Raw genomic sequence first — 22,569 nt, 5'->3', positions numbered from 1 at the left:
CGGAGCTGCTCGCCGCAGTCGACTAAGAGCTCAGCTCTCGTCCGCCCATCAATTGTAGCTCGCGAACTACAATTGATGGATGACCCTAAGACTCAGCTTGAGGGAGCTTCGCCAGAACCCCACCGCTGCGATCAACGCCTTGGAGGGTGGGGAGGCGATCGTGATTACCCGGCGCAGCAAGCCGATCGCCGACCTCGTACCGCACGGCGGCAGGGCAGTCACCGCAGGTGCGACACCTGCCCATGTCGCTGCGCTCCTGAGTCGGCACGCAGATGATTCTGCCTGGGCGGCAGAACTCGCCGCCGAGCGCGCCGAGGAGATCCGGGACGCCTGGGGCGATGACGCATGAAGCGGCCGGCCGCTTTGCTCGACACGTCCGCCCTGATCACCTCCATGGACACGGATGCCATGGCCGCCCTCCCCTTCGAGCGCCTGGTCGTCTCGTCACTCACGTATGCAGAACTGCGTCTGGGCCTGGTGACGGCGAAGGACAGGAAGTCGCTGGATCACCGGACCGCCCGGCTCATCGACATCGCGCAGCTGCTCGGCCCTGGGCTGCCTTTCGACGACGCGTGTGCACGCGAATACGAACGCATCACGAGGGCAGCCGTGGATCAAGGCCAGCGCCCGCGCGCCAACACCATGGATCGCATGATCGCCGCGTCGGCCGTGGCCCACCGGATGCCGATCATCACCAGAAACAGCAGCGACCTCCGCGGGCTCGAAGACCTTGTGGAGGTCATCGAGCTCTGATCCAGGGAATCACCAACAACCTGACTGGCCAGATCTCCGAACAGCACGAACGTGTGCGGGATCGGACGACCCGACCGATCTCTCCGGCCGTCCGGATCCCTGAACTTCACGGCGACCGCCTCGCCGGTCCGGGTACTGCCGGATCCGACCTCGCGGATGCCCGCCGTCAGCTGCTCGAACTCGATGAGGGGATCGTCCCGCCCGGCTGCCTTGAGAAACATGAAGCCCCACGCTTTTTCAACTCGTTCAGGACTCAATGACCTCAAAGTTCGGCAGTTCCGCGATCAGTCGCTGGGTCTCGAGACTTACAGTAACGAGCGAACGGATGAGGTCGACGACATAGCGCGGGTTCTCGTGCTCGCGCAGCCAGGCGTTCGGGTCGTTGACGATGCCGGAGGCCTTATCGACCTTCACCTGGTAGCGGTCGATCACCCACTCGAGCGGGCTGCGGCCGCCGACCTTGTACAGCGCCTCGTCCTCGGGGATGCCGGTGATCGTGAGATGCGAGTTGTACCTCCACTCGGAGTTTGTCCAGCTTCTCCTCGCGGCTCAGGAAGTCGCCCACATCTGCGTAGTGAACGCGCGCGACACCCTCATAAGACAGGTCCTTCACAAGCAGCGTGATCGCGATGCAGGTCTGCGACCCTTCACCGAAGACTTTGCCGCCTTCTGCCTGCCAGTTCTTGACACGCTGGTTACCGCGAAGGTTGTAGACGATGATGTCGCTGAACTCGTCTCCCCAGCTGAGTCGGACTCCGGCCGCGGTTCCGCCATCCACGAATCCCGAGTTCGAGACGAACGCGATCACTCCCTGGTCGCCGAGCCGATCCGTCGCCCAGCGCAGCGCCCGGTAGTACGAGTCGTAGAGCCCGTTCTTGTTCGCTCCGGTCGACCGCTTCGCATAGGTCTCGGCGATCCGGGCATCCGTCTTCGGATACTTCGCGTTCTGCGCCCCATCGTTCGCGCTCGACTGCCCCGCCCGGTAGGGCGGGTTCATCACGATCACGTCGAACTTCGTCGCGCGCTGCTTCTCGAGCCTCGCCGTGTTCTCAGGGAAGACTCCCCCGGCCAGTTGGCTGTCCCGCTCATCCATCGCGAAGGTGTCGGTGAGCGAGATCCCTTCGAAACCTCCCGAAGCGGGCTCGATCCCATGCTCTGCGCACAGCTCGCGGTACACGCTCTCGATGTTGACGGCGGCGATGTAGTAGCTGAGCAGCACGATCTCGTTGGCGAAGAGCTCCTGCGTGTACTTGCGCGTGAGGTCCTCGGGCTTGATCAGTCCGGTCTGCATCAGGCGGGTCAGGAAGGTTCCGGTGCCGACGAACGGCTCCAGGATGTTCACCCCTTCATCCGACAGGCGCTTGCCGAAGTGCTGGTGCAGCACGGCATCCGCCGACCGCAGGATGTAGTCGACCACCTCGACCGGCGTGAAGACGATGCCCATGCGGTCGGCGAGCAGCGGGAAGGCCTTGGTGAAGAACTTGTCGTACAGCGTGACGAGCATCTGCTGCTTCGCGCGCACGCTGTCGAGCCCGCGGATCTTCTCGGTGATCCGGCTGTAGAACACGTCGAGCGGTTCCCGCTCGCGGGCGAACGCGCTGTTCTCGTCGAAGGTGGCGAGCACCTGCTCCATCGCCGTCGACACCGGGTTGTCCTGCGTGAACGACCCCTCGGGGAACATCGCCTCGAAGACCGGCTTGGTGATGAGGTGCTGCGCCAGCAGCTCGATGGCCTCTGCCTCGACGACGTCGGGGTTGACCGTGGCACGAAGCGCCTTCACGAAGCCGTCGAACGGCGTGCGGTCAGCGCCGTCAGCGTTCACATGCGCGGTGATCAGCGCGATGAAGCGCTGCGCGATCAGGGCGATGTCGCCGGCCCAGTCGTCCCAGTACATGCGGTCGCCGACCTTGGCGACGAGCTTCGCGTAGACCGAGTCCTTCCAGGCATCCGCCGTCGACGTCAGCCCCGGCAACGTCGGTGCGAGATGCGACGGGCCGTCGGAAGTGCTGGATCCCGGGTTGTCACTCGGACCGCTTTCCGAGTCGAAGGCCGACCCCTGCCTCTTCTTCTGCGAGGTCAGAGGCACGTGCTCGATGACCACCTGCTCGGGCAGCCTGCCTGTGAACGCCGCCTGATTGATCGCCGCGTCCAGTCGCTCATCGTGGGCGCGCAGCGCCTGCAGCACCTGCCACACGACCTTGTACCGCTCGTTGTCGTTCAGCGCCTCCTCCGGCGCGACACCTGCCGGGATGGCGATCGGCAGCACGATGTACCCGAGCCGCTTGCCCTCGGCGCGGCGCATCACACGGCCGACGGCCTGCACGACATCGACCTGGCTCTTGCGCGGGCTGAGGAACAGCACGGCGTCGAGACTCGGAACGTCGACGCCCTCGCTCAGGCACCGTGCGTTCGTCAGCACACGGGCCACCGGACGCCCGTACTGGTCCTCTTCCGGAGCGGCCTTCAGCCAGTCGAGCAGCTCTCCACGACGCGTGGCGTTCATCGTGCCGTCGACGTGCTCGGCCTCTACCGTCAGGTCGTCGGTGTCATCGTCGTTCTCGATGTTCGAGAGATGACCTTCGACCAGCGCGGTGAAGTCACCCGCGACTCCGACGGAGGTCTTGATGTCCTTCGCGAAGGCGACGGCGCGGCGCATAGGGGCGGCGTCGGCGCCGAATCCCTCCGCGATCGCCCCCGCGTTGCGCTTGGCGAGGGCGTTCCAGCATCCGATGAGTTTGGCGACATCGGTGACCGCGAGCTCCCGCCCTCCCTGGGCGAGCTCCTGCTGCAGCGACTCGACGATCTCGTCTTCGCTGATGCCCAGCACGACGACCTTGTAGTCGGTGAGCAGTCCGCTGCGCACGGCCTCGTCGAAGCCGATGCGGTAGAGCACCTTGCCGAAGAGCTCCTCGTCGTCCATCGAGACGAGCTCGGCCGATTTCTGCGAGGCGGCGTTCTTGACCTCCGGCGCGAAGATGCGCGGGGTGGCGGTCATGTAGACGCGGGCGGATGCCGGGATCACTGCGTTGTCGTGCACCTTGACGAAGTGCGACTCATCCTCGTTCGCGAGGGTCACCCCGGTAGTGCGGTGCGCCTCGTCGCAGATGACGAGATCGAATGTGTCACCGCGGAGGCGCTGCGCCTCGGCCACTGCCTCGATCGACTGGTAGGTCGAGAAGACGACGGTGAGCCCCTCGTGCGCCTCGTCGACATCGCCGAGCAGACGGGCGAGTGTCGGGCCGTCGGTCGTCGCCGGCGCGCCGAGGTCCTCCATCATGACGCTGGTCAGATCGTCGTTCTTGCGACGCCCGATGTTCGTGTCGGAGCCGACGGCGAACGCACGGAATCCCATCTCGGGGTCGCGCTCGCGTGACCACTCCTCCAGCGACTGCTGCAGCAGCGCCAGCGAGGGCACCATGAACAGAACGGTCGCCGCACCTCCCGCGACCTCATTCGTCCAGCGCTCAGCGAGCTTGAGTGCGGTGAACGTCTTGCCCGTTCCGCAGGCCATGAGCAGCTTGCCGCGGTCCTGCCCGCTGCCCGGGGCGAGCCCCTCCATCACCGCGTGCACGGCCTCGTGCTGGTGAGCGCGCAGCGTCTTCAGCGCGTGCCTCTCAGGTGCCACCTCGGGCTTGAGCAGCTCGTACGTCGACCAGTCGATGGCGCTGTGGCGGAGCTCGGCGAGCGAGACGCGCCGCACCGGTTTGGTCCGGTTCTTCAGCGCCTCCTCGGCGTTCGTCGACCATGGCGCGCTGGTCGTGTCTATGACCAGGCCTTCGGTGAACGGGTCCTTGCCCATCGCCTCGAAGAACGAGTCGAGGTCGCCCTTCTGCATCCGGTGGGTCTCGGCGAAGAACTTCACCTGCACGGCCAGCAGGCCGCCGCCCTGGATCTCCGCGACGAGGTCGATCCCGGTGTCGGGCCTGTTGCCCCGCCCGGGCCAGTCCTTCCACAGCCAGACCGCCCCGAGCTGATCCGCCCAGAGCGGCTCGACGGTCAGATAGTGGCGAGCCAGCTGCTCCAGATAGCTGCCGGCCATCCGCTTGCTGTCTGCCAGACCGCGAAATTCGACGAGCAGCGCGTCGAGCGCATCGGCATTGGGCGCGCCGGCCATCTGCACCTCCAGGGCGTCAACCCCGGATCGGTACTTGTACCCGGGTGCGTTAACCCTGGCACATGTGGTGGACATTCATGACGCTGGTCAGGTGCCCCGCGTCCCCTCCCCTGCCGCCGCTCGGATCGGCGAACTGATCGCGGACGAACGCAGGCGCCGAGGCATCACGCAGGACGAACTCGCGGTGCTCACCCAGATCGACTCGTCGAACATTCGCGGCTACGAGAAGGGCCGCGCGCTGATGGGCATCCCGACGCTGGTGCGGATCGCGGATGCGTTGAAGGTCGAGCCCGGGATGCTGCTGGACGGGGTCACCGCGGAGATGTTCGCCCTGTCTGCGGAAGACGGGCGGCGGCGGGCGTAGGGGAGGTTGGGTGGGCGGTCGCTACGTTTCGACTCGCTTCGCTCGCTCAACGACCGAGGAGGGGGCTCGCTCGAGGGCGCGGGGGGTGCTGCTCCGCGGCCGGGGAAGGCGAGGGCGTCACGCTTCGTCACATCTATTCGCAGGAATACGACGTTCCGCCTAGCGTTTAGTCCCACGTGAAGCGCACTCCGCGCAGACAATTGGAGTCCCCTTGAGCACCTCTTCTTCCACCGCGCGCGCCCAGAAGGCGCCCGACACCCGAGGCCCGGTCCGCAAGCTGCTGACCTCGTTCGGGTTCCAGATCATCGCCGCGCTCATCCTGGGCATCGGCGTCGGCCTGATCGCCGTCTCACTCGGCGCCAGCGGCACCAACCCGACGCCCCTGTCCGACACCCTCGACCGGATCGGCAGCTCGTACGTCACCCTGCTGCGCGCCGCCGTGGTGCCGCTGATCTTCACCGCGATCGTCGCGAGCATCTCCAACCTGCGCCGCGTGCAGAACGCTGCGCGCCTGGCCGGACAGACCCTTCTGTGGTTCGCGATCACCGCGTTCATCGCGGTGTCGATCGGCATCGTGCTGGGCCTGACCATCCAGCCGGGCGCGAAGGCCGGCGCGGGCCTCGAGAGCACCGGCGAGCCGGGCGCCGTCGGCACCTGGTGGAACTTCCTGCTCGGGCTGATCCCGCAGAACTTCCTCGGCCTGACCGTGTCGACCGCTCCCGGCGCCGTCGAGGGCAGCTACACGTCGAGCGTGGGCTTCAACATCCTGCAGGTCATCGTGGTCGCCGCCGTCGTCGGCATCGCCGCGCTGAAGGCCGGCCGCAAGGCCGAGCCGTTCCTGGCCTTCACCGAATCGCTGCTCAAGGTCATCCAGCGCGTGCTGTGGTGGATCATCCGCATCGCCCCGCTGGGCACCTTCGGCCTCATCGGCGCGGCGGTCGTGAAGTACGGCTGGGACAAGCTGACCTCGCTCGCCTGGTTCGCCGGGGCGATCTACATCGGTCTCGCTCTGGTGATCTTCGTGGTCTACCCGATCCTCGTGAAGACCCACGGCCTGTCGATCAAGCAGTACTTCTCGGGCGTGTGGCCCGCCGTGCAGCTGGCCTTCGTCAGCCGCTCCTCGATCGGCACCCTGCCCCTCACCCAGCGCGTCACCGAGCGCAACCTCGGCGTGCCCTCCGGCTACGCCTCGTTCGCGGTGCCGCTCGGATCGACGACGAAGATGGACGGCTGCGCCGCCATCTACCCGGCGATCTCGGCGATCTTCGTCGCGCAGTTCTTCGACGTCCAGCTGAGCTTCATCCAGTATGTGCTGATCGTCATCGTCTCGGTCGTCGGCTCGGCCGCCACCGCCGGCACCACGGGCGCGATCGTGATGCTCACGCTCACCCTGTCGACGCTGGGCCTGCCGCTCGAGGGCGTCGGTCTGCTGCTGGCCATCGACCCGATCCTCGACATGGGCCGCACCGCGGTCAACGTCGCAGGTCAGGCGCTGGTTCCGACCATCGTCGCCAAGCGCGAGGGCATCCTCGACGAGGAGCTCTACAACGCTCCCCGCAACGGCCTGCCGTTCGCCGAGGACGTCGACGACGCGGACGCCGCGGAGCCGGATGCCACGAAGGAGCCGGCCGGCGCACGCTGACCTCCCGCTTCATCCAGAAAGCGCCTCGCCCTTCTCGGGCGGGGCGCTTTCGGCATCCGGATGCCCGTTCACCGTCTGTCCGCACGCGGAGCCCACGCCGGCGAGAGGAGTCACTCGCCACGAACCGCGTCAGCGCTCCACGCGCTCCTCCAGCTCGCGGCGCAGGTCGCCGTTCTCGTCCTCCAGGTCGAGCACGCGGCCGATGCCGGTGAGGTTCACCCCGGCATCCCGCAGCTCCGCCACCCGGCGCAGACGTGCGATGTCGTCGTCGCTGTAGCGCCGCGTGCCACCGTCGCTGCGGAAGGGCGTGAGCAGGCCGCGGCGCTCGTACAGCCGCAGCGTCGCCTCGGGTACGTCGGCGAGGTCGGCGGCTACGGCGATCCCGTACAGCGGGGTGGCGGTGTCGCGATCGGCCATCTGGCATCCGTTCTGGGTACTTGAAATCTGTTCGACCGGGAGCTATAAATATACATCGACGGATGCAGATTCCCTGCATCCACCCGCAGAGCCGCCGACCGGCGGCCCATAGTGAGAGGAGAACACCATGGCCATGACCCTCGACCCGATCAGTCAGCTCGATCGATTCGCCGCGAGCGTGCTGGACTCCGTGCGCGCACCGCGCGTGATGCCCGTGGACCTGTGCCGCGACGGCGACCGCTATGTCCTGCATGCCGACATCCCGGGCGCCGACCCCGGCTCGATCGACGTCGATCTCGACGGCTCGCAGCTGTCGATCCGTGCGCAGCGCACTGCCGACACCGGCGAAGGGATGCGCTGGATCGCTCGCGAGCGGGGCACCGGAACCTACTTCCGGCAGTTCACCCTTGGAGACGGCGTCGACCTCGAGCGCATCAGCGCGTCGTACGACAGCGGCGTGCTCTCGGTGATCATCCCGGTGAGCGAGCGCGCGAAGCCGCGCCGGATCCAGGTCGAGTCGACCGAGACCCGCGAGGCGATCAGCGCCTGATCCACAGTGGGGAGCGCCCGGCCCGGGCGCTCCCCACCCGATCCGGAAAGGAAATGTCCGATGTCACCTTCCGCCGCACTCCGACGGTTCCTCACCGAGATGGAGTTCCCCGCCACGAAGGACGACCTGCTGCGAGAGGCCATCCGCGACGGGCTCGACCGCGACGACATCGCCGCTCTCGAGCAGCTCCGCGGGCACAGCTACAGCGCACGCTGGCAGATCCTCACGAGCCTCCACCTGGCCAGGCCATCCGCCGACGCGCTCGTGGCGGCCTGACCCCGCGCACACGCGGCGCTCAGGTGCGCAGCGCCACCCTCGTGTCGAGCGCGAGCTCCTCGGCATCCATCGCCGCGATCAGCTCGTGCATGACCTCCTCGCTCAGGTTGCCGGCACGACGCTCCTCGAGCAGCAGGTCGCGCCGCGCCGACAGCCATCCCTTCGCCATCGCCGCGAACTGCTCCGGCGAGGGACGCACGGTCTCCTCGCCCGCCTGGTCGGCGCCCGCCTGCATTCGCACCAGTCGCTCGGCATACCTGTCGAACGCCGACAGCTGGTCCTCGCCGTACTCCTTCGCCCACGTGCGCCTCGCCTCGCGCAGGTAGGCCTTGCCGACCTCGCGACTGCGTTCGCGCATGGCCTCCAGCTGCTTGGCATCCTCCTGCGCCTCCTCGTCGTCCACGACACCCAGCACCCGGATCAGCCACGGCAGTGTCAGCCCCTGCAGCAGCAGGGTGCCGACGGTCACGACGAACGCGACCACGACGATCGCGTCCGAGGCCCCCGCATCGAGACCAGCGAGATCGGCTGCGGCGAGCGCCGTCGCCAGCGTGACCACTCCGCGCATGCCGGCCCACGAGACCACCGCGTTATCGCGCCACGAGAGGGTGGTCTCGGTCAGGCGGCGGCGCAGCTGGTCCTCGGTGAGGCGACGCCGCCGGCCCGGCCCCTCCGCGATGGGAAGCACCTTCTTGGCGGCGGACATCTTCTCCCATCTGCGCAGACGCAGCCGCGTCCAGCGCTGTCCCCACGCGCCCGCGGGGTAGACGAAGAGCGGCCGGACGACGAGCACCGCCAGCAGCACGACCACCGCGAGCAGCATGATCGAGCCTCCCTCGCCGTCCTTCAGCTCGCCGACCACGCGGGGCAACTGCAGCCCGATGTACGCGAACACGAACGACTCGAGCAGGAAGTCGGCCGAGAGCCACAGGGGCGCCTCCTGCTGCCTGGTCGCGTAGCTGGTCTTCGGCGCGTTGAAGCCGACGAACAGACCCATCGCGACGACCGCCAGCACGCCGGATCCGAGCAGCTGCTCGGCGATCGCGTAGGCGCCGAACGGCGCGAGCAGACCGAAGGTGCCGTTCACGACCGGATCGTCGACGCGCATCCGCAGCTGATGCAGCGCGACGCCGAACACCAGCCCCACCGCGACTCCGACCACCACCGCGAGGATGAACTGCCAGATCCCGCCCCAGAGCGACACCGTGGCACCGGCAACGATCGCCGCGAACACCCGGAACATGGTCAGCGACGTGGCGTCGTTGATCAGGCTCTCCCCGGACAGCACCGTCATCACCCGGCGCGGCAGGCCCAGCCGGCGTCCGATGGACGCCGCGGACACGGCATCCGGAGGGGCGACGATCGCCCCCAGCAGCAGGGCGCCCGGGAGGGTGAGCTCGGGCATGATCCACCACGCCAGCAGCCCCACGACGACTGCGGTGACGACGACGAGACCGATGCCCAATCGCCGGATCTGGGGCATCGCCCGGTGGAAGCTCAGGAACGACACATCCAGGGCCGCCGAGTACAGCAGCGGCGGCAGCACGATGTTCAGCAGCACGTGGCCGTCGATCGCGACATCCGGCACGAAGGGAAGGAAGGATGCCAGCAGCGCGACGACGGTGACGAGCAGCGGTGCAGGCCACCCCCTTCGGCGGGCCACGGCTGCCACCGCGACAGCGCCGACGACGATGAAGAAGATGCTGGGCTCCATTCCAGGAAGGGTACGCCTGCGATGCGTCCGATGCGGAATGCGGACGCGGTGACGGACGTTGTCTCCTGACGATGACTACTCCCGCGCTCTCCGTCCTAGATCTCGTTCCCGTCCGCACCGGCCAGACGAGCGCACAGGCCGTCGCCTCGTCGATGGCGCTCGCGCAGCACGCCGACGCCCTCGGCTTCGCCCGCTACTGGTTCGCCGAGCACCACAACATGCCGTCGGTCGCGTCGACCACGCCCCCGGTTCTGATCGCGGCTGCGGCTGCGCGCACGCAGCGGATCCGCGTGGGCTCGGGTGGGGTCATGCTGCCGAATCATGCGCCCCTGATCGTCGCCGAGCAGTTCGCCGCGCTCGAGGCGCTCGCCCCCGGACGCATCGACCTCGGCATCGGCCGTGCACCCGGCAGCGACCCGGTCATCACGCATCTGCTGCGCCAGTCCGGCACCGCCGGCGACGTCGAGCGGTTCCCCTCGCACGTGCAGGACATCGCCGCGATGCTGCAGTCCGACGGAGCGACGGTGCGCTTCACAAGCGGCGGCGAGTACGGCGTGAAGGCGACGCCCGCGGCATCCGGAGCCCCCACCATCTGGCTGCTCGGATCGAGCAACTACTCCGCCCAGCTCGCGGCCGCGCACGGCCTGCCTTACGTGTTCGCGAATCACTTCGCGGGAGTCGGACTCGAGCGCGCCCTCGATCTGTACCGGTCGCAGTTCCGCCCCTCTGAGACGCTCGGCGCCCCGCTCACCTTCCTCACGGCCAACGTGGTCGCAGCGCCCTCGTCTGAAGAGGCGGAGGCCCGCGCCCTGCCGCAGCTGCGCGCGATGGCGCGGCTGCGCAGCAACAAGCCGATGACGCCGCTCGAGACGGTCGAGGAGGCTCAGCGCGGTCTCGCCGAGCATCCGGATGCCCAGGAGCAGACCGTCATCGACGCGATGCGCCAGCGCTGGCTGATCGGCGAGGGTGCCGAGGTGCGTTCGTCCTTGGCCGCATTCGCCGCGCAGCACGGCGTCGACGAGATCATGGTGTCGCCGGTCGCCGGAGCCTACGACGGCGAGCCGCTGGATGCCGCCACCGGGCGGGCGCAGACGCTCGACCTGCTGGTGGCGTAAGGCGCGCTCGTGCTCGGTCCGGTCGCTGCCGGGTCAATTGAGTACGTTCCCGGCGACGGAACCGCACGTTCTTGACCCGGCACCTGCTTGTGGCGCCTGCACGTCGGCTCTGGCGCCCATCCCGCGCGGTACGAGGTCAATCACGTACGTTTCCGGGCACGCAGCCGTACCGTTGTGACCCCGCCATGAGCGCAGGCCGCGCCAGCGACGGTTCCGGTTCCCATCGCGCACGCTGCGAGGTCAATCACGTACGTTTCGGGAGCCGGTGCCGTGCACGACTGACCTCGCACTCCGGCGTCTTGCTTGTCCACAGGTGGATCGGATCCACGCGTTGTCCACCGAGACCGGCATACGCATGCGAGCACAGCCCGACGGGGGCTCACCATGGGCGGATGCGAGCCAAGGCCCCTCTTCCCCGCAAGCTCGGTGATCGGTTCACCGTCAAAGAGGCATCCGGCGCCGGCGTGCCGCGAAGGCGTCGAGATGCCCCTGACCTCGCTCGGCCGTATCACGGCATCCGAGTCACCGCGGAACCCGAGACGTTCGATGGCCGAGTGAAGGCCTACGCACCGCGCCTCGCTCCGGACCAGCGCTTCGGTGGCAGAACGGCAGCACGAATCTGGCGGATGCCTGTTCCCGCGGCGTGGGAGGAGGATCAGACACTGCAGGTGTTCGTGCCCACGAGTGGTACCCGCCCGCGCACCGCCGGCGTCGCGGGGTTCCGGCTGGCCGCCGAGCGGCTCACCATCCACCGGGTCGACGACGTGCCCGTGCTGGATCCAGTAGCCACGCTCTTCTCGTGCGCGAAGGGGCTCTCGCTTCTCGACGCCGTGACACTCGTCGACGCGATCCTCACCACCGCTGACAACTATCCGGCACTTCGGCTGGGCCGTCCGTTCGTGATGATCGAGGACATTGCGCAGCGCCTCGACGTGTGGGGCCGGTTTCCCGGATGCGGCACCATTCGGAAGGCGCTGCCCCTCGCCTGCTACAGCGTCGAATCGCCGAAGGAGACGGAGACGCGACTTCTCATGCGGGCGCACGGGCTACCGGATCCGACCGTGCAGTACAGAGCGCTGGACGGCTTCAGACTCGTCGCGCGTATCGATCTCGCTTACCCCGATCTCAAGATCGCGATCGAGTACGAGGGCGACGGACATCGCACCAGTGTCGAGCAGTGGCGGCGTGACATCCAGCGCCAAAGAGAGCTGGAGGCGATGGGCTGGATCGTGATCCGTCTCACCCAGGAGGACCTCCACGACGCCGGCGCGCTGATCGACCGCATCCGCGGCGCCATCGCATCCCGAACAGCCTGACCGATCGGTCGGCCCACGCCGCACTGCCGAGGTCAGTTGTGTACGACTCCGGGTCGATTCCCGTACACAATCGACCCCGCGCCTGGCAGAACCAGGTACCACCGGCTCGCGACCGCACGCGCGTCCCGCAGCGAGGTCAGTTACGTACGCTTACGGGCGAATTCCCGTACACGATCGACCCCCGCGCCGGCCGCGGGAAGTCCCGTGGCTACGCCTCGGGCTCGCCGTGCAGCAGGGCGCGCAGCCAGTCGCGCGCCTCGACGAAGACCCCGTCGGCGTAGCGCTCGGGGTAATGCACGATCCTGCGGTCGGCGCGGGGGTACGAGCCGAGGAAGACGACGCGGGGGCTGAACCGGCGGATGCCGAGCAGCGCGTCGGCCATGCGCTCGTCGTACGCGTGCCCGTCGGCATCCACCACGAAGCGGTACCGGCCGAGCGCGTCTCCGACCGGCCGCGACTGCAGCAGGGACAGGTTGATGCCGCGCGTCGAGAACTGCTCGAGCATGTCGAGCAGCGCACCGGGGCGGTCGTCGGGCAGCTCGACGATCAGCGAGGTCTTGTCGGCTCCGGTCGGCTCCCCCGGCGGGGTCGGCTTCGACACGAGCACGAAGCGCGTCACGGCGTTGTCGTTGTCGCCGATCCGCTCGGCGAGCACCTCGACGTCATGATGCTGCACGATCCCGGGCGCGGCGATGGCTGCCTGGGCGGGCGTCGTCCCGTCGAGCACGCCCAGGATGGATGCCACGTTGCTGGCCGCCGGCACATGCGCGTGCCGCGGCAGGTGCTCCCCCAGCCAGCTGTGGCACTGCGCGTAGGCGACGGGATGCGCGGCGATGACGTCGACGTCCTCCAGCCGCACGCCCGGCTTGCCGACGAGCACGAAGTTCACCTTCACCAGGTACTCGCCGATGATGCGCAGCCCGGGCAGCGTGGCCAGCGCGTCGAGCGTGGTCGACACCCCGCCCTCGACGGAGTTCTCGATCGCGATCATCGCGGCGTGGCTGCGGTCCTCGAGCACGTCGGCGAGCGCCTCGCCGACATTGTGGACGGGCTTCCAGTCGTGACCGCGGGCCTCGGGCACCTGGTCGAGCGCTGCTTCGGTGAAGGTTCCTGCGGGGCCCAGATAGCTGTAGGTGCGGCGTTCGGTCACCTCGTCAGCCTAGCCCTGCCGCTTCCCGGCCCTTCGAGTCGTTTCACTACCACGAACGCGCCCATATCGGCATCCGTCATCTGCTGAGGTGCGCGACCGGGCGAGGAGGGGCAGACTATCCCCATGACGAGCCGAGCCGGCCTCCCCGCGGAGGAAAAAGACCTCATCGACGTCGACGAGCTGATCGCCGCCTACTACGACCGGCATCCGGACCCGTCGGTCGCCGCGCAGCGGGTCGCTTTCGGCACCAGCGGGCACCGCGGTTCCGCGCTGAGCAGCAGCTTCAACGAGGACCACATCCTCGCCACCACGCAGGCGATCGTGGACTACCGCCGCGAACAGGGCATCCAGGGCCCGCTCTTCCTCGGTCGCGACACGCACGCACTGTCGCTGCCCGCCGAGCGCAGCGCCGTCGAGGTGCTCGTCGCGAACGGCGTCGACGTGCGCACCGACTCGCGCGACTCGTGGGTGCCGACGCCGGCGCTCAGCCACGCGATCCTCACGCACAACCGCGGGATGGCCGCCGACGACCCCGCCCGCGCCGACGGCATCGTCGTCACACCCAGCCACAACCCGCCTCGCGACGGCGGCTTCAAGTACAACCCGCCGCACGGCGGGCCGGCCGACACCGACGCCACCGGCTGGATCGCCCAGCGCGCCAACCAGCTGATCGAGGCCGGCCTCGAGGGTGTCACGCGCATCCGGTACGCCGACGTCGACGGCGATTCGATCGGCGAGTACGACTTCCGCGACGCGTACGTGCGCGATCTGCCGTCGATCATCGACATCGACGCGATCAAGCGCTCCGGCGTGCGCATCGGCGCCGACCCGATGGGCGGCGCGTCGGTCGAGTACTGGCAGCTCATCAAGGACATGCACGGCATCGAGCTGACCGTCGTGAACCCCGAGGTCGATCCGACCTGGCGCTTCATGACGCTCGACTGGGACGAGAAGATCCGCATGGACCCGTCGTCGTCGAGTGCGATGGCTTCCCTCGTCGCGAAGCGCGGTGACTACGACGTGCTGACCGGCAACGACGCCGACGCCGACCGGCACGGGATCGTCACCCCGGATGCCGGGCTGATGAACCCCAATCACTACCTCGCGGTCGCGATCGACTACCTGTTCTCGCACCGCACCGAATGGCCGCGCGATGCGGCGATCGGCAAGACGCTCGTGTCGTCGATGATCATCGACCGCGTCGCCGAGTCGCTCGGCCGTCGCCTGCTCGAAGTGCCGGTCGGGTTCAAGTGGTTCGTGCCCGGTCTGCTCGACGGCTCGGTCGCGTTCGGCGGCGAGGAGTCGGCCGGTGCGTCGTTCCTGCGCAGGGACGGCAGCGTGTGGTCGACCGATAAGGACGGCATCCTGCTCTGCCTGCTCGCCGCCGAGATCATCGCCGTGACCGGCAAGACGCCGTCGGAGCGCTACCGCGAGCTCGAGCAGGCGTTCGGCGCCTCGGCCTACCAGCGGGTGGATGCCCCGACGACGCCGGAGCAGAAGGCGACGCTGGGCAAGCTGGCCCCGGATGCCGTGGGCGCGACCGACCTGGCCGGCGAGCCGATCACGGCGAAGCTCTCGCACGCACCCGGAAACGGCGCGGCGATCGGCGGCCTGAAGGTGCAGACCGAGCACGCCTGGTTCGCCGCGCGTCCGTCCGGCACGGAGGACGTCTACAAGCTGTACGCCGAGAGCCTCAAGGGGCCGGAGCACCTCGCGCAGGTGCAGGAGGAGGCGCGCGCCGTCGTGACCGCCGCCCTGGGCGGCTGAAGCCGGCGCTCGTCGTCTCGCTGAGCTCGCGCAGGAATCGGGTGCGGCTCAGGAACCCGGCGCGGCGCGCGCGAGCTGCCGGCCGGCCTCGTGCAGCCACCGCGCGGTCTCGGCCAGGGCGGCCGCGCCCGACCCGGCGAGCGCGGTGAGCGAGCGGGCGTCGGCGAACAGGCCGGTGTCGGCGTCGGGGTCGATGCGTCCGGCGACGAGCAGCGTGTCGCGGCCCGACTCAGCGGCGAGGGATGCCACGAACGAGGGCACCTTGCCGTCTCCGGACTGCCCGTCGTAGGCGCCTTCTCCTGTCACGACGACATCGGCGTCGGCGATGGCATCCGCAAGCCCGATCAGCTGCGCGACCTCTGCCGCGCCGGGCAGCAGCGCACCACCCCAGGCGAGCAGCGCGGCGCCCACTCCGCCCGCGGCGCCTGCGCCGGGCACGTCCGGATCGAGGCCGAGCAGTTCGGCGAGGCGGCCGAGACCGGCATCCGTCCGCTGCTGGTCGACGACGTCGATCAGCCCCTTCTGCGGGCCGAACACAGCCGCCGCGCCGCGGGGTCCGGTAAGCGGATTGGTGACATCGGTGAGCACCCGCACCTCCGGGGCGGGGCGCAGGTCGTCGAGGTCGACCTCGACGATGTCGGGCAGTCCGCGTGCGCCTGGCGCGACCTCCGAGCCGTCCGCAGCGAGGAAGCGGGCACCCAACGCGCGCAGCATGCCTGTGCCTCCGTCGGTCGACGCGCTCGAGCCGATGCCGAGCACCAGCCGCGAGACGCCGTGGTCGAGTGCAGCCGCGATCGCCTGGCCGAAGCCGCGCGAATCGGCATCCCAGGGTCGCAGCCTGTCGAGCAGCTCGATGCCCGACGTCGAGGCCATGTCGACGACAGCCGTGCCGTCGGCTGCCTCGACGCTTGCCGGCAGCAGCAGCCACGATGTCTCGATCGGCCGTCCGGCAGGGCCGTCCACGGTGATCGGCATCGGCTGCGCGCCCGCCACCGCAGCGGCGAAGGCGGCGACCGTGCCCTCTCCCCCGTCGGCCATGGGGCGCAGCACCGCCTCGACGCCCGGCTCGACAGACATCCACGCCCCCGCCAGCGCGCGGGCCGCATCGGCGGCGGCGATGGTGCCCTTGAAGCTGTCCGGGGCGAAGACGACCCGCCTCACCGTGACACTCCCGGCGTGCTCTCGCGCACGAGCACCTCGAGACCTGCGGGCGGCTGGGTCCACTCCCGGTCGACGACGGCACGGAAGGCATGCTCGCCCAGTTCGCTCAGCGGCACGTGCACGGTGGTCAGTCGCGGGGTGACGTCGCTGCTGACCGGCACGTCGTCGAACCCGCACACGGCGATGTCATCGCCCACGCGGCGGCCGGCGTCGCGGATCGCCGTCATGGCGCCCACAGCGATGACGTCGCTGAGCGCGAAGACGAGAGTCCCGACATCCACCCCCTCGGCGAGAGCCGCGGCCATCGCTGCGGCTCCGGACTCGCGCTCGAACGAGCCCCGGTGCACGCGATCGACCCCACCGCCTCCGGCTGCGAAGCCCTCGGTGAAACCGGCAAGGCGGTCGTCGGAGGTGCGCACACCTTCGGCCGCGGCGATGGCGATCGCGCGGCGGTAACCGAGCCGTGCCATCTCGCTGCCCAGTCGCTCTGCACCGTCGCGGTTGTCGATCCGGATGCGGCGGTCGCCCCCGTCGCCGAATGTCACGGTCCGTGCGCCCAGCGCGCGGAACGCCGACAGCTCGGCGATGCTCGACGCCCCCTGGTTCTCCGCCCGTGAGGCGGCGAGGATCACGCCGCGCGGGCGCTGACCGCGCAAGGCGCGCAGGATGCGCACCTCGCGGTCGGGGTCGCGTTCGGTGATGGCCACGGTGACGATGAGCCCCTCGGCGTCGGCCGAGCGGGCGACGCCCGAGGCGATCAGCCCGAAATAGGGGTCGGCGATGTCGGCGACGAGCAGCGCGATGGCGGCCGAGGTGCCTCTCGCGGTGGCCTGGGCCGAAGCGTTCGCGGTGTAGCCGAGCTCGTCGGCCGCCCTCTCTACGCGCTCACGGAAGGAGTCGGCCACCTTGCGCTCGGAGCCGTTGAGCACACGCGAGGCCGTCGCGAGCGAGACGCCTGCCGCGCGTGCCACGTCGTGCAGCGTGGGCGGCGAGATGCGCGCGGACGAGCCGTCGACGGTCATGGCCACAGCCTAGCGACGGCGGGCATCCCGACCCGTCGCCGGATCGGATGATGCGGGCGAGCGCTCGTGAGCGAGGAAAGCGCGAAGGGTGGCAGCCTCGGCGGGAAGCAGCGCGGGATCGTCGTCGACGACGAACTCCAGCAGCGCGTCGCGCGGCGGCACCGGCTGCGCCGAAGCCGCGACGAAGAGCGGATGCCACAGGCCCGCGCGCTCGTCGAGACGCAGGCGCGTGTCGAAGGGCCACCACGAGAACACGTGCACGGCGCTGGTGTGCGCCGCGACCTGCTCGTACTCATCGCGTGCGACCTCGTCGGACACGTCCACCGTGGGCTGCCAGTAGGTCGAGAGCCCCGGCACGTCGGCGAGCAGCCGCAGCGTCGACGCCGGGGTGTCGGCGAGCGTGCGCCGGTGGAACTCCAGAGCCAGAGCGACACCGCGCTCGGATGCCTCGGCGACGGCATCCTGAAGGCGGGAGACGATCTGCGCATACTGCTGCGGGCTCGCGTCGGACGAATCGACGCGACCGGCCCAGATCCGCACGCGATCCGCTCCCAGCGCCGCGGCGCTGTCGAGGACAGGCGTGAGCGGCTCGTCGGGCCCGGCTCGGAAGTACGAGCCGTACGAGCACACCGCGAGACCGGCATCCGTCGTCGCCGCCGCGACCTCGGCCGCATGCTCGGCATTCCCCGGCGGCACGTGCACGTCGCCACCCCATTCGATCACCTCGAGCCCGGCCTCGGCCGCCCGCGCGGCGACCTCCCCCGGCGAGAGCTGCCGGAACGTCACCGAGCACAGACCCGGTCTGATCATGCGCGCCTCCCTGATCGTGCCGACATCCCTACGAAATCACATCGTGCGGTCACAGGTGCGGCGAGACCGTCGCAGCGAAGGCCTCGGCTGTGCGGGCGACGACCTTCTCGGGCGCGTCCGACCAGATGTCGGCATTGAAGATCTCCACCTCGATGTCGCGGGCGTAGCCGGTCTCGACGACGGCGCGGGTCAGCGAGGCGAAGTCGATGATGCCGTCGCCCATGTAGTGCCGCGAGAGCAGGACGTCGGCGGGGAACGGCGTCTTCCAGTCGCACACCTGGTACGTCGAGATCCGGCCCTCGCGCCCCGCCCGGGCGATCTGCTCGTGCACCTGCGGATCCCACCAGATGTGGAAGGTGTCGACCGCCGCTCCGACCACGTCGGCGTCGAAGTCGGCCGCGATGTCGAGCGCCTGGCCGAGTGTGGTCACCACACAGCGGTCGGAGCCGAACATCGGATGCAGGGGCTCGATCGCCAGGGTGACCCCGGCGCTCCGCGCATAGGGGGCGAGCGCGCCGATCGCATCCCGAACCCGTTCGCGCGCTCCGGTCAGGTCGCGCGAACCTTCCGGCAGCCCGCCCGCGACCAGCACGAGCACGGCTGTCGAGCCGTCGGCGCCGGCTGCGGCGAGTGCTGCGGTCTCATCGATCGCTCGACGGTTGTCGTCGAGGGCGGCGTCGCGCTCGGCCCCGGCCGGGAGGGTGAAGAATCCCCCACGGCAGTGGGTGGAGAAGCGCAGGCCCGAGTCGGCGAGCATCTTCACCGCAGTATCGAGGCCGACCTCGTTCACCGGCTCGCGCCAGAGCCCCATCGACTGCACGCCGGCGTCGACTGTCACCCGCAGAGCGGTGGCGAGATCGGCGTACTTGATCGTCGCCTGGTTGATCGACAGGCGCGGGTCGGGAGTCGTCATGCGTCCAGTCCGTTCAGCTTCAGCATTCCGTGCCAGCGCTCCCGCGCCAGCTCAGGATTCTCGAGCGCGAGCGAGGCGTTGGCGAGTTCGACGATCCGCGAGAGGTGCGGCAGGCTGCGCGCAGAGTGCAGTCCGCCGACCATCTGGAACGCGGGTTGGTGACCGTTCAGCCACGACAGGAACGCGACGCCGGTCTTGTAGTAGAACGTCGGCGCAGCGAAGATCTGACGGCTCAGCTCTTCGGTCGGGCCGAGGATGCGGCGATAGGCTGCATCGTCACTGTCGTCGAGCGCCTGGATCGCCGCCGAGGCGACCGGCGTGATGGCGGCGAAGGCGCCCAGCAGCGCGTCGGAGTGCGACCGCCGGCCCACCTGCGCGTCGCCGATCAGAGATACGTAGTTGAAGTCGTCGCCGGTGAACATGCGCACACCCTCAGGAAGCCGCTCGCGTACCGAGATCTCGCTCTCGGCGTTGAGCAGGCTCATCTTCACGCCCGCGATCTTCGCGGGGTCGTCGGCGATGATCTCGAGCAGGACCTCGGCCGCCGTCTGCCACTCGGTCGATCCGCCTGTACTGAGCGAAGCCGAAGTGAAGTAGCCCTCCAGCTCGGGGTCGAACGCGGTTCCCAGCCAGTGCAGCACGACGGGGGTGGTGGCGCGCTCGAGCACCGCACGGTAGACGCGGCGGTAGTCGTCGGGCGAGGTGGCGACGCGGGCCAGGTGACGCGATGCCATCAGCACCGGACCCGCCCCCTGCTGCTCGGTGAACTCGAGCTGCGAGACGTAGGCGTCGATGACCTGCTGCAGCGAGATGTGCGTCTCGTCGACGTGATCGGTGTTCACCCCGACGACGACCGAGCCGCCCTCCTCGCGCGCCACCTCGGCGCTGCGTGCGATCAGCTCGCGCGTCGCCGCGGCGTCGAGGCCCATGTTGCGCTGGGCGGTGTCCATGGCATCCGCCACGCCGAGCCCCCACGAGTACACGTTGCGGCGGAAGGCGAGCGTGGCATCCCAGTCGATGTCGGCCAGCCGGCCCGGGGTGTTGTCGGCGTGCGCCTTCGGCACGACGTGGGCTGCCGCGTACGCCACTCGCGAGCGCAGCGGTGCCGTGGGGCGCGTGTAGGCCCCGGCGTCGTTGAGAGCGGTGTCGGAGAGATCGCCGGATGCCGAGAGCAGACGGAGCGTCGTCACAGCGACAGCCTCTCGATGGCGACCTTGCGGCCCTCGGCGCTCGAGGTCAGACCCGCCTCGGCGAACTGCACCCCGCGAGCACCCGCGAGCAGGTCGAACGGGTAGTCCGTGCCGAGCACGTAGGACGCGAGGTATTCCTCCCACTGCTGGCGGAAGCCGTTGAGGAAGACGTCGTTCGTGGGCACGCTCTGCCAGTCGGCGTCGTAGTCGTGGGTGTCTTCGAGGTCGGGGTTCCAGACCGGCTTCGGAGTGGCGTTGCGGGGCTGGATCTTGGCGCCGAACAGCCCGACCACGGCCGAGCCGTGCGTGCCGTCGACCTGGAACTCGACCAGCTCGTCACGGTTCACGCGCACGGTCCACGACGAGTTGATCTCGGCGATGACCCCCCCCTCGAGCTCGAAGATGCCGTAGGCGGCGTCCTCGGCCGTTGCCGTGTAGTGCTCGCCCTTCTCGTCCCAGCGATCCGCGATGTGCACGGCGGCCTGGGCGTAGACGCTCTTCACCTCGCCGAAGAGGTTCTCGAGCACGTAGTTCCAGTGCGGGAACATGTCGCTGATGATGCCGCCGCCGTCCTCGCTGCGGTAGTTCCAGCTCGGTCGCTGCGCGGGCTGCCAGTCGCCCTCGAACACCCAGTATCCGAACTCGCCGCGCACCGAGAGGATGCGGCCGAAGAAGCCCGAGTCGATCAGCCGCTTCAGCTTCTGCAGACCCGGCAGGTACAGCTTGTCGTGCACGACTCCGGTCTTGACTCCAGCATCCTGAGCGAGCTTCGCGAGCTCGAGGGCCTCCTCCAGCGACTCCGCGGTGGGCTTCTCCGTGTAGATCGCCTTGCCTGCGGCGATGGCCTTGCGGATCGCGGTGGCGCGCACCTTGGTCACGAGGAAGTCGGCGTAGATCTCCCATCGCGGGTCGGCGAGGGCCGCGTCGAGGTCGGTGGTGTAATCGTCGATGCCGTGCTTCGCGGCGAGCTCGGCGAGCTTCGCCTCGCTGCGGCCGACGAGCAGCGGCTTGACCGTGATCTTCGATCCGTCGGGCAGTTCGATGCCGCCCTGGTCGCGGATGGCGAGGATCGAGCGCACCAGGTGCTGCCGGTAGCCCATGCGTCCGGAGACGCCGTTCATGATGATGCCGATCTCACGCACGTCGGTCATGGTGTTCCTGTCTGTCAGCTGATCGAGGTTCTCAGCGCCGGATGCCCTCTCCTCGAGAGGAATGGGTAAGCGCTTTCCCAGATGCAACCATGTTGCCACTCCGAATGCAAGCGAGCGCGTCAGCGACGGGTGGTGAGCAGCCCTCAGCGACCCAGTTCGTCCAGCAGATCGGCGACGCGATCGAGGTCGTCGGCCGACCAGCGGCGCAGTCGCTCGACGAGCCGCCCCTCGTAAGCCGCTCGCGCCGCGGTCACGCGCGCGGTCGCGAGTTCCGTCGCGACCAGACGCCGCGCGCGGCGGTCGTCGGGATCCCGGATGCTGTCGACCAGTCCGAGCTCGGCGAGCTGACCGACCTGCCGGCTCACGGCCGACTTGTCGGTCTGCAGCCGCTCGATCAGGTCACCCGCGGTGGTCGCATGCCCGCTGACGATCGCCGCGAGCATCTGATAACCGAGGGGCTGCAGATCGGGGTGCACGCTGGTGGCCGCCTCGCGCCAGCCGACGCGGATGCGGGCGAAGAGCCGCCCCAGCTCCCGCTCCACGCGATGCACGGCCTCGTCGAGCGCCGCGCCCTCCAGGGTCTCCCCGCGCTCGGTGGGATCAGCCGGCACATCGTTCACGTCGCCAGCCTAACCGCGGGCCGCCCGCGCACGCGGCCCGCAGGCGCGCATGCGGCCGTGCGGCGAAGTCAGACCTCGGCGAGCAGGCGGAACGCCTTCGAGGCCGCGGTGACCTCGTCGGGCGTCAGCTCGGCGAGCACCGCGCGCATGCGCTCGGCGTACTCGGCCCGCAGGGTCGCGAGGGTGCGCTGCGCCTCAGGCGTTGCGGTGAGAACTCGCAGTCGTCCGTCCCGCTCGTCCGGACGGGATTCGAGCAGACCGAAGTCCTCGAGCATCCGGATCTGCCTGCTCACCATCGACTTGTCGATGCCGAACAGCTCGGCCAGCCGATGCGCGTTCGCATCACCGGTGCGGGCGACGTACGACAGCAGCTTGTAGCCGGAGGGCTGCAGGTCGGGGTGGACCCGAGCCGCAGACTCCTTCCAGAGCGTTCTGGCACGGGCGAAGATGAGGTTCAGATGCCCCTGGAAGTCGGCAAGCACGTTGTCGACCTCCTGCTCGTGCTCAGCGTGCCCGGTCTGCAT

At 69.1% G+C, this 22,569-nt stretch carries 22 protein-coding genes; 9 read left to right on the top strand and 13 right to left on the bottom strand.

Annotated features, from left to right (window positions below; all coding sequences use genetic code 11):
- Window positions 1-79: 79 nt before the first annotated feature.
- Entirely contained in the window at window positions 80-349 is a 270-nt protein-coding gene (locus ACIPV2_RS11195; protein WP_400841254.1) for a type II toxin-antitoxin system Phd/YefM family antitoxin, read from the top strand.
- Window positions 346-753: a PIN domain-containing protein gene (locus tag ACIPV2_RS11190; protein ID WP_400841252.1), complete on the top strand. Its 408-nt coding sequence runs from the start codon at window positions 346-348 to the stop codon at window positions 751-753. The genes ACIPV2_RS11195 and ACIPV2_RS11190 overlap by 4 nt, the downstream gene beginning before the upstream one ends.
- Window positions 754-999: 246 nt before the next feature.
- On the opposite strand, the gene ACIPV2_RS11185 is transcribed toward ACIPV2_RS11190, so the two are convergent.
- Both ACIPV2_RS11185 and ACIPV2_RS11180 read right to left on the bottom strand, forming a co-directional pair.
- The gene (locus ACIPV2_RS11185; protein WP_400841818.1) at window positions 1,000-1,221 is read right to left on the bottom strand and encodes a type ISP restriction/modification enzyme; all 222 of its coding nucleotides are present in this window, start codon (window positions 1,219-1,221) and stop codon (window positions 1,000-1,002) included.
- Window positions 1,154-4,942 (bottom strand): DEAD/DEAH box helicase family protein, encoded by a 3,789-nt coding sequence (locus tag ACIPV2_RS11180; protein ID WP_400841250.1) that lies wholly within the window; start codon window positions 4,940-4,942, stop codon window positions 1,154-1,156. The genes ACIPV2_RS11185 and ACIPV2_RS11180 overlap by 68 nt, the downstream gene beginning before the upstream one ends.
- A 16-nt stretch (window positions 4,943-4,958) precedes the next feature.
- Here ACIPV2_RS11180 and ACIPV2_RS11175 point away from each other — a divergent pair, with 16 nt between their 5' ends.
- Both ACIPV2_RS11175 and ACIPV2_RS11170 read left to right on the top strand, forming a co-directional pair.
- On the top strand, window positions 4,959-5,231 hold the full coding sequence (locus tag ACIPV2_RS11175; RefSeq protein WP_400841248.1) for a helix-turn-helix domain-containing protein: 273 nt from the start codon (window positions 4,959-4,961) through the stop codon (window positions 5,229-5,231).
- Between the two features lie 211 nt (window positions 5,232-5,442).
- The gene (locus ACIPV2_RS11170) at window positions 5,443-6,873 is read left to right on the top strand and encodes a dicarboxylate/amino acid:cation symporter (protein ID WP_400841246.1); all 1,431 of its coding nucleotides are present in this window, start codon (window positions 5,443-5,445) and stop codon (window positions 6,871-6,873) included.
- A gap of 129 nt (window positions 6,874-7,002) precedes the next feature.
- On the opposite strand, the gene ACIPV2_RS11165 is transcribed toward ACIPV2_RS11170, so the two are convergent.
- Entirely contained in the window at window positions 7,003-7,290 is a 288-nt protein-coding gene (locus ACIPV2_RS11165; protein WP_400841244.1) for a MerR family transcriptional regulator, read from the bottom strand.
- Between the two features lie 127 nt (window positions 7,291-7,417).
- Here ACIPV2_RS11165 and ACIPV2_RS11160 point away from each other — a divergent pair, with 127 nt between their 5' ends.
- Together ACIPV2_RS11160 and ACIPV2_RS11155 are read left to right on the top strand one after the other, a co-directional pair.
- Window positions 7,418-7,840 (top strand): Hsp20/alpha crystallin family protein, encoded by a 423-nt coding sequence (locus ACIPV2_RS11160; RefSeq protein ID WP_101188853.1) that lies wholly within the window; start codon window positions 7,418-7,420, stop codon window positions 7,838-7,840.
- 60 nt (window positions 7,841-7,900) lie between these two features.
- A complete protein-coding gene (locus ACIPV2_RS11155; protein WP_101188852.1) occupies window positions 7,901-8,116 on the top strand; it encodes a DUF2795 domain-containing protein in 216 nt (71 codons plus the stop codon).
- A gap of 19 nt (window positions 8,117-8,135) precedes the next feature.
- Here ACIPV2_RS11155 and ACIPV2_RS11150 read toward each other — a convergent pair whose 3' ends face one another.
- Window positions 8,136-9,830, bottom strand: a complete 1,695-nt coding sequence (locus ACIPV2_RS11150; protein ID WP_400841241.1) for a cation:proton antiporter — start codon at window positions 9,828-9,830, stop codon at window positions 8,136-8,138.
- Between the two features lie 71 nt (window positions 9,831-9,901).
- Here ACIPV2_RS11150 and ACIPV2_RS11145 point away from each other — a divergent pair, with 71 nt between their 5' ends.
- Both ACIPV2_RS11145 and ACIPV2_RS11140 read left to right on the top strand, forming a co-directional pair.
- On the top strand, window positions 9,902-10,945 hold the full coding sequence (locus ACIPV2_RS11145; RefSeq protein ID WP_400841239.1) for an LLM class flavin-dependent oxidoreductase: 1,044 nt from the start codon (window positions 9,902-9,904) through the stop codon (window positions 10,943-10,945).
- Window positions 10,946-11,337: 392 nt separating this feature from the next.
- Window positions 11,338-12,261, top strand: coding sequence for an endonuclease domain-containing protein (locus ACIPV2_RS11140; RefSeq protein WP_400841237.1), 924 nt, complete (start codon window positions 11,338-11,340; stop codon window positions 12,259-12,261).
- A gap of 208 nt (window positions 12,262-12,469) precedes the next feature.
- Here the strand turns inward: ACIPV2_RS11140 and pheA are convergent, their stop codons facing one another.
- The gene (gene pheA / locus ACIPV2_RS11135; RefSeq protein ID WP_400841235.1) at window positions 12,470-13,411 is read right to left on the bottom strand and encodes a prephenate dehydratase; all 942 of its coding nucleotides are present in this window, start codon (window positions 13,409-13,411) and stop codon (window positions 12,470-12,472) included.
- 123 nt (window positions 13,412-13,534) lie between these two features.
- On the opposite strand from pheA, the gene pgm reads away from it, so the two are divergent.
- Window positions 13,535-15,178, top strand: a complete 1,644-nt coding sequence (gene pgm / locus ACIPV2_RS11130) for a phosphoglucomutase (alpha-D-glucose-1,6-bisphosphate-dependent) (protein WP_400841233.1) — start codon at window positions 13,535-13,537, stop codon at window positions 15,176-15,178.
- 48 nt (window positions 15,179-15,226) lie between these two features.
- Here the strand turns inward: pgm and ACIPV2_RS11125 are convergent, their stop codons facing one another.
- The 8 genes from ACIPV2_RS11125 to ACIPV2_RS11090 all read right to left on the bottom strand — a co-directional run bounded on the left by ACIPV2_RS11125 (window position 15,227) and on the right by ACIPV2_RS11090 (window position 22,569).
- Window positions 15,227-16,339: a glycerate kinase gene (locus ACIPV2_RS11125; protein WP_400841231.1), complete on the bottom strand. Its 1,113-nt coding sequence runs from the start codon at window positions 16,337-16,339 to the stop codon at window positions 15,227-15,229.
- Window positions 16,336-17,361, bottom strand: a complete 1,026-nt coding sequence (locus ACIPV2_RS11120) for a LacI family DNA-binding transcriptional regulator (protein WP_400841229.1) — start codon at window positions 17,359-17,361, stop codon at window positions 16,336-16,338. The genes ACIPV2_RS11125 and ACIPV2_RS11120 overlap by 4 nt, the downstream gene beginning before the upstream one ends.
- A 9-nt stretch (window positions 17,362-17,370) precedes the next feature.
- On the bottom strand, window positions 17,371-18,171 hold the full coding sequence (locus ACIPV2_RS11115; RefSeq protein WP_400841227.1) for a sugar phosphate isomerase/epimerase family protein: 801 nt from the start codon (window positions 18,169-18,171) through the stop codon (window positions 17,371-17,373).
- A 49-nt stretch (window positions 18,172-18,220) separates the two neighbouring features.
- Window positions 18,221-19,084, bottom strand: a complete 864-nt coding sequence (locus ACIPV2_RS11110; RefSeq protein WP_400841225.1) for a sugar phosphate isomerase/epimerase family protein — start codon at window positions 19,082-19,084, stop codon at window positions 18,221-18,223.
- Complete coding sequence (locus ACIPV2_RS11105) at window positions 19,081-20,274, bottom strand: dihydrodipicolinate synthase family protein (protein ID WP_400841223.1); 1,194 nt, start codon at window positions 20,272-20,274, stop codon at window positions 19,081-19,083. Before ACIPV2_RS11105 ends, ACIPV2_RS11110 begins: the two co-directional genes overlap by 4 nt.
- Complete coding sequence (locus tag ACIPV2_RS11100; protein WP_400841221.1) at window positions 20,271-21,425, bottom strand: Gfo/Idh/MocA family protein; 1,155 nt, start codon at window positions 21,423-21,425, stop codon at window positions 20,271-20,273. The genes ACIPV2_RS11105 and ACIPV2_RS11100 overlap by 4 nt, the downstream gene beginning before the upstream one ends.
- Before the next feature lie 143 nt (window positions 21,426-21,568).
- Entirely contained in the window at window positions 21,569-22,045 is a 477-nt protein-coding gene (locus ACIPV2_RS11095; protein ID WP_400841219.1) for a MarR family transcriptional regulator, read from the bottom strand.
- A 68-nt stretch (window positions 22,046-22,113) separates the two neighbouring features.
- Window positions 22,114-22,569: a MarR family winged helix-turn-helix transcriptional regulator gene (locus tag ACIPV2_RS11090; RefSeq protein ID WP_101188845.1), complete on the bottom strand. Its 456-nt coding sequence runs from the start codon at window positions 22,567-22,569 to the stop codon at window positions 22,114-22,116.

Source organism: Microbacterium sp. NPDC089987 (assembly GCF_044748505.1).
Lineage (GTDB): Bacteria > Actinomycetota > Actinomycetes > Actinomycetales > Microbacteriaceae > Microbacterium.
This window is presented reverse-complemented; position numbering and strand designations above follow the sequence as displayed.

Bases quoted from the DNA above. Each gene is read 5' to 3' on its own strand.
- ACIPV2_RS11195 (WP_400841254.1), top strand. From the start codon at position 80: ATGACCCTAAGACTCAGCTTGAGGGAGCTTCGCCAGAACCCCACCGCT.
- ACIPV2_RS11190 (WP_400841252.1), top strand. From the start codon at position 346: ATGAAGCGGCCGGCCGCTTTGCTCGACACGTCCGCCCTGATCACCTCC.
- ACIPV2_RS11180 (WP_400841250.1), bottom strand. From the start codon at position 4,942: ATGTCCACCACATGTGCCAGGGTTAACGCACCCGGGTACAAGTACCGA.
- ACIPV2_RS11165 (WP_400841244.1), bottom strand. From the start codon at position 7,290: ATGGCCGATCGCGACACCGCCACCCCGCTGTACGGGATCGCCGTAGCC.
- ACIPV2_RS11160 (WP_101188853.1), top strand. From the start codon at position 7,418: ATGGCCATGACCCTCGACCCGATCAGTCAGCTCGATCGATTCGCCGCG.
- ACIPV2_RS11155 (WP_101188852.1), top strand. From the start codon at position 7,901: ATGTCACCTTCCGCCGCACTCCGACGGTTCCTCACCGAGATGGAGTTC.
- ACIPV2_RS11150 (WP_400841241.1), bottom strand. From the start codon at position 9,830: ATGGAGCCCAGCATCTTCTTCATCGTCGTCGGCGCTGTCGCGGTGGCA.
- ACIPV2_RS11145 (WP_400841239.1), top strand. From the start codon at position 9,902: ATGACTACTCCCGCGCTCTCCGTCCTAGATCTCGTTCCCGTCCGCACC.
- ACIPV2_RS11140 (WP_400841237.1), top strand. From the start codon at position 11,338: ATGCGAGCCAAGGCCCCTCTTCCCCGCAAGCTCGGTGATCGGTTCACC.
- pgm (WP_400841233.1), top strand. From the start codon at position 13,535: ATGACGAGCCGAGCCGGCCTCCCCGCGGAGGAAAAAGACCTCATCGAC.
- ACIPV2_RS11120 (WP_400841229.1), bottom strand. From the start codon at position 17,361: ATGACCGTCGACGGCTCGTCCGCGCGCATCTCGCCGCCCACGCTGCAC.
- ACIPV2_RS11115 (WP_400841227.1), bottom strand. From the start codon at position 18,171: ATGATCAGACCGGGTCTGTGCTCGGTGACGTTCCGGCAGCTCTCGCCG.
- ACIPV2_RS11110 (WP_400841225.1), bottom strand. From the start codon at position 19,084: ATGACGACTCCCGACCCGCGCCTGTCGATCAACCAGGCGACGATCAAG.
- ACIPV2_RS11100 (WP_400841221.1), bottom strand. From the start codon at position 21,425: ATGACCGACGTGCGTGAGATCGGCATCATCATGAACGGCGTCTCCGGA.
- ACIPV2_RS11090 (WP_101188845.1), bottom strand. From the start codon at position 22,569: ATGCAGACCGGGCACGCTGAGCACGAGCAGGAGGTCGACAACGTGCTT.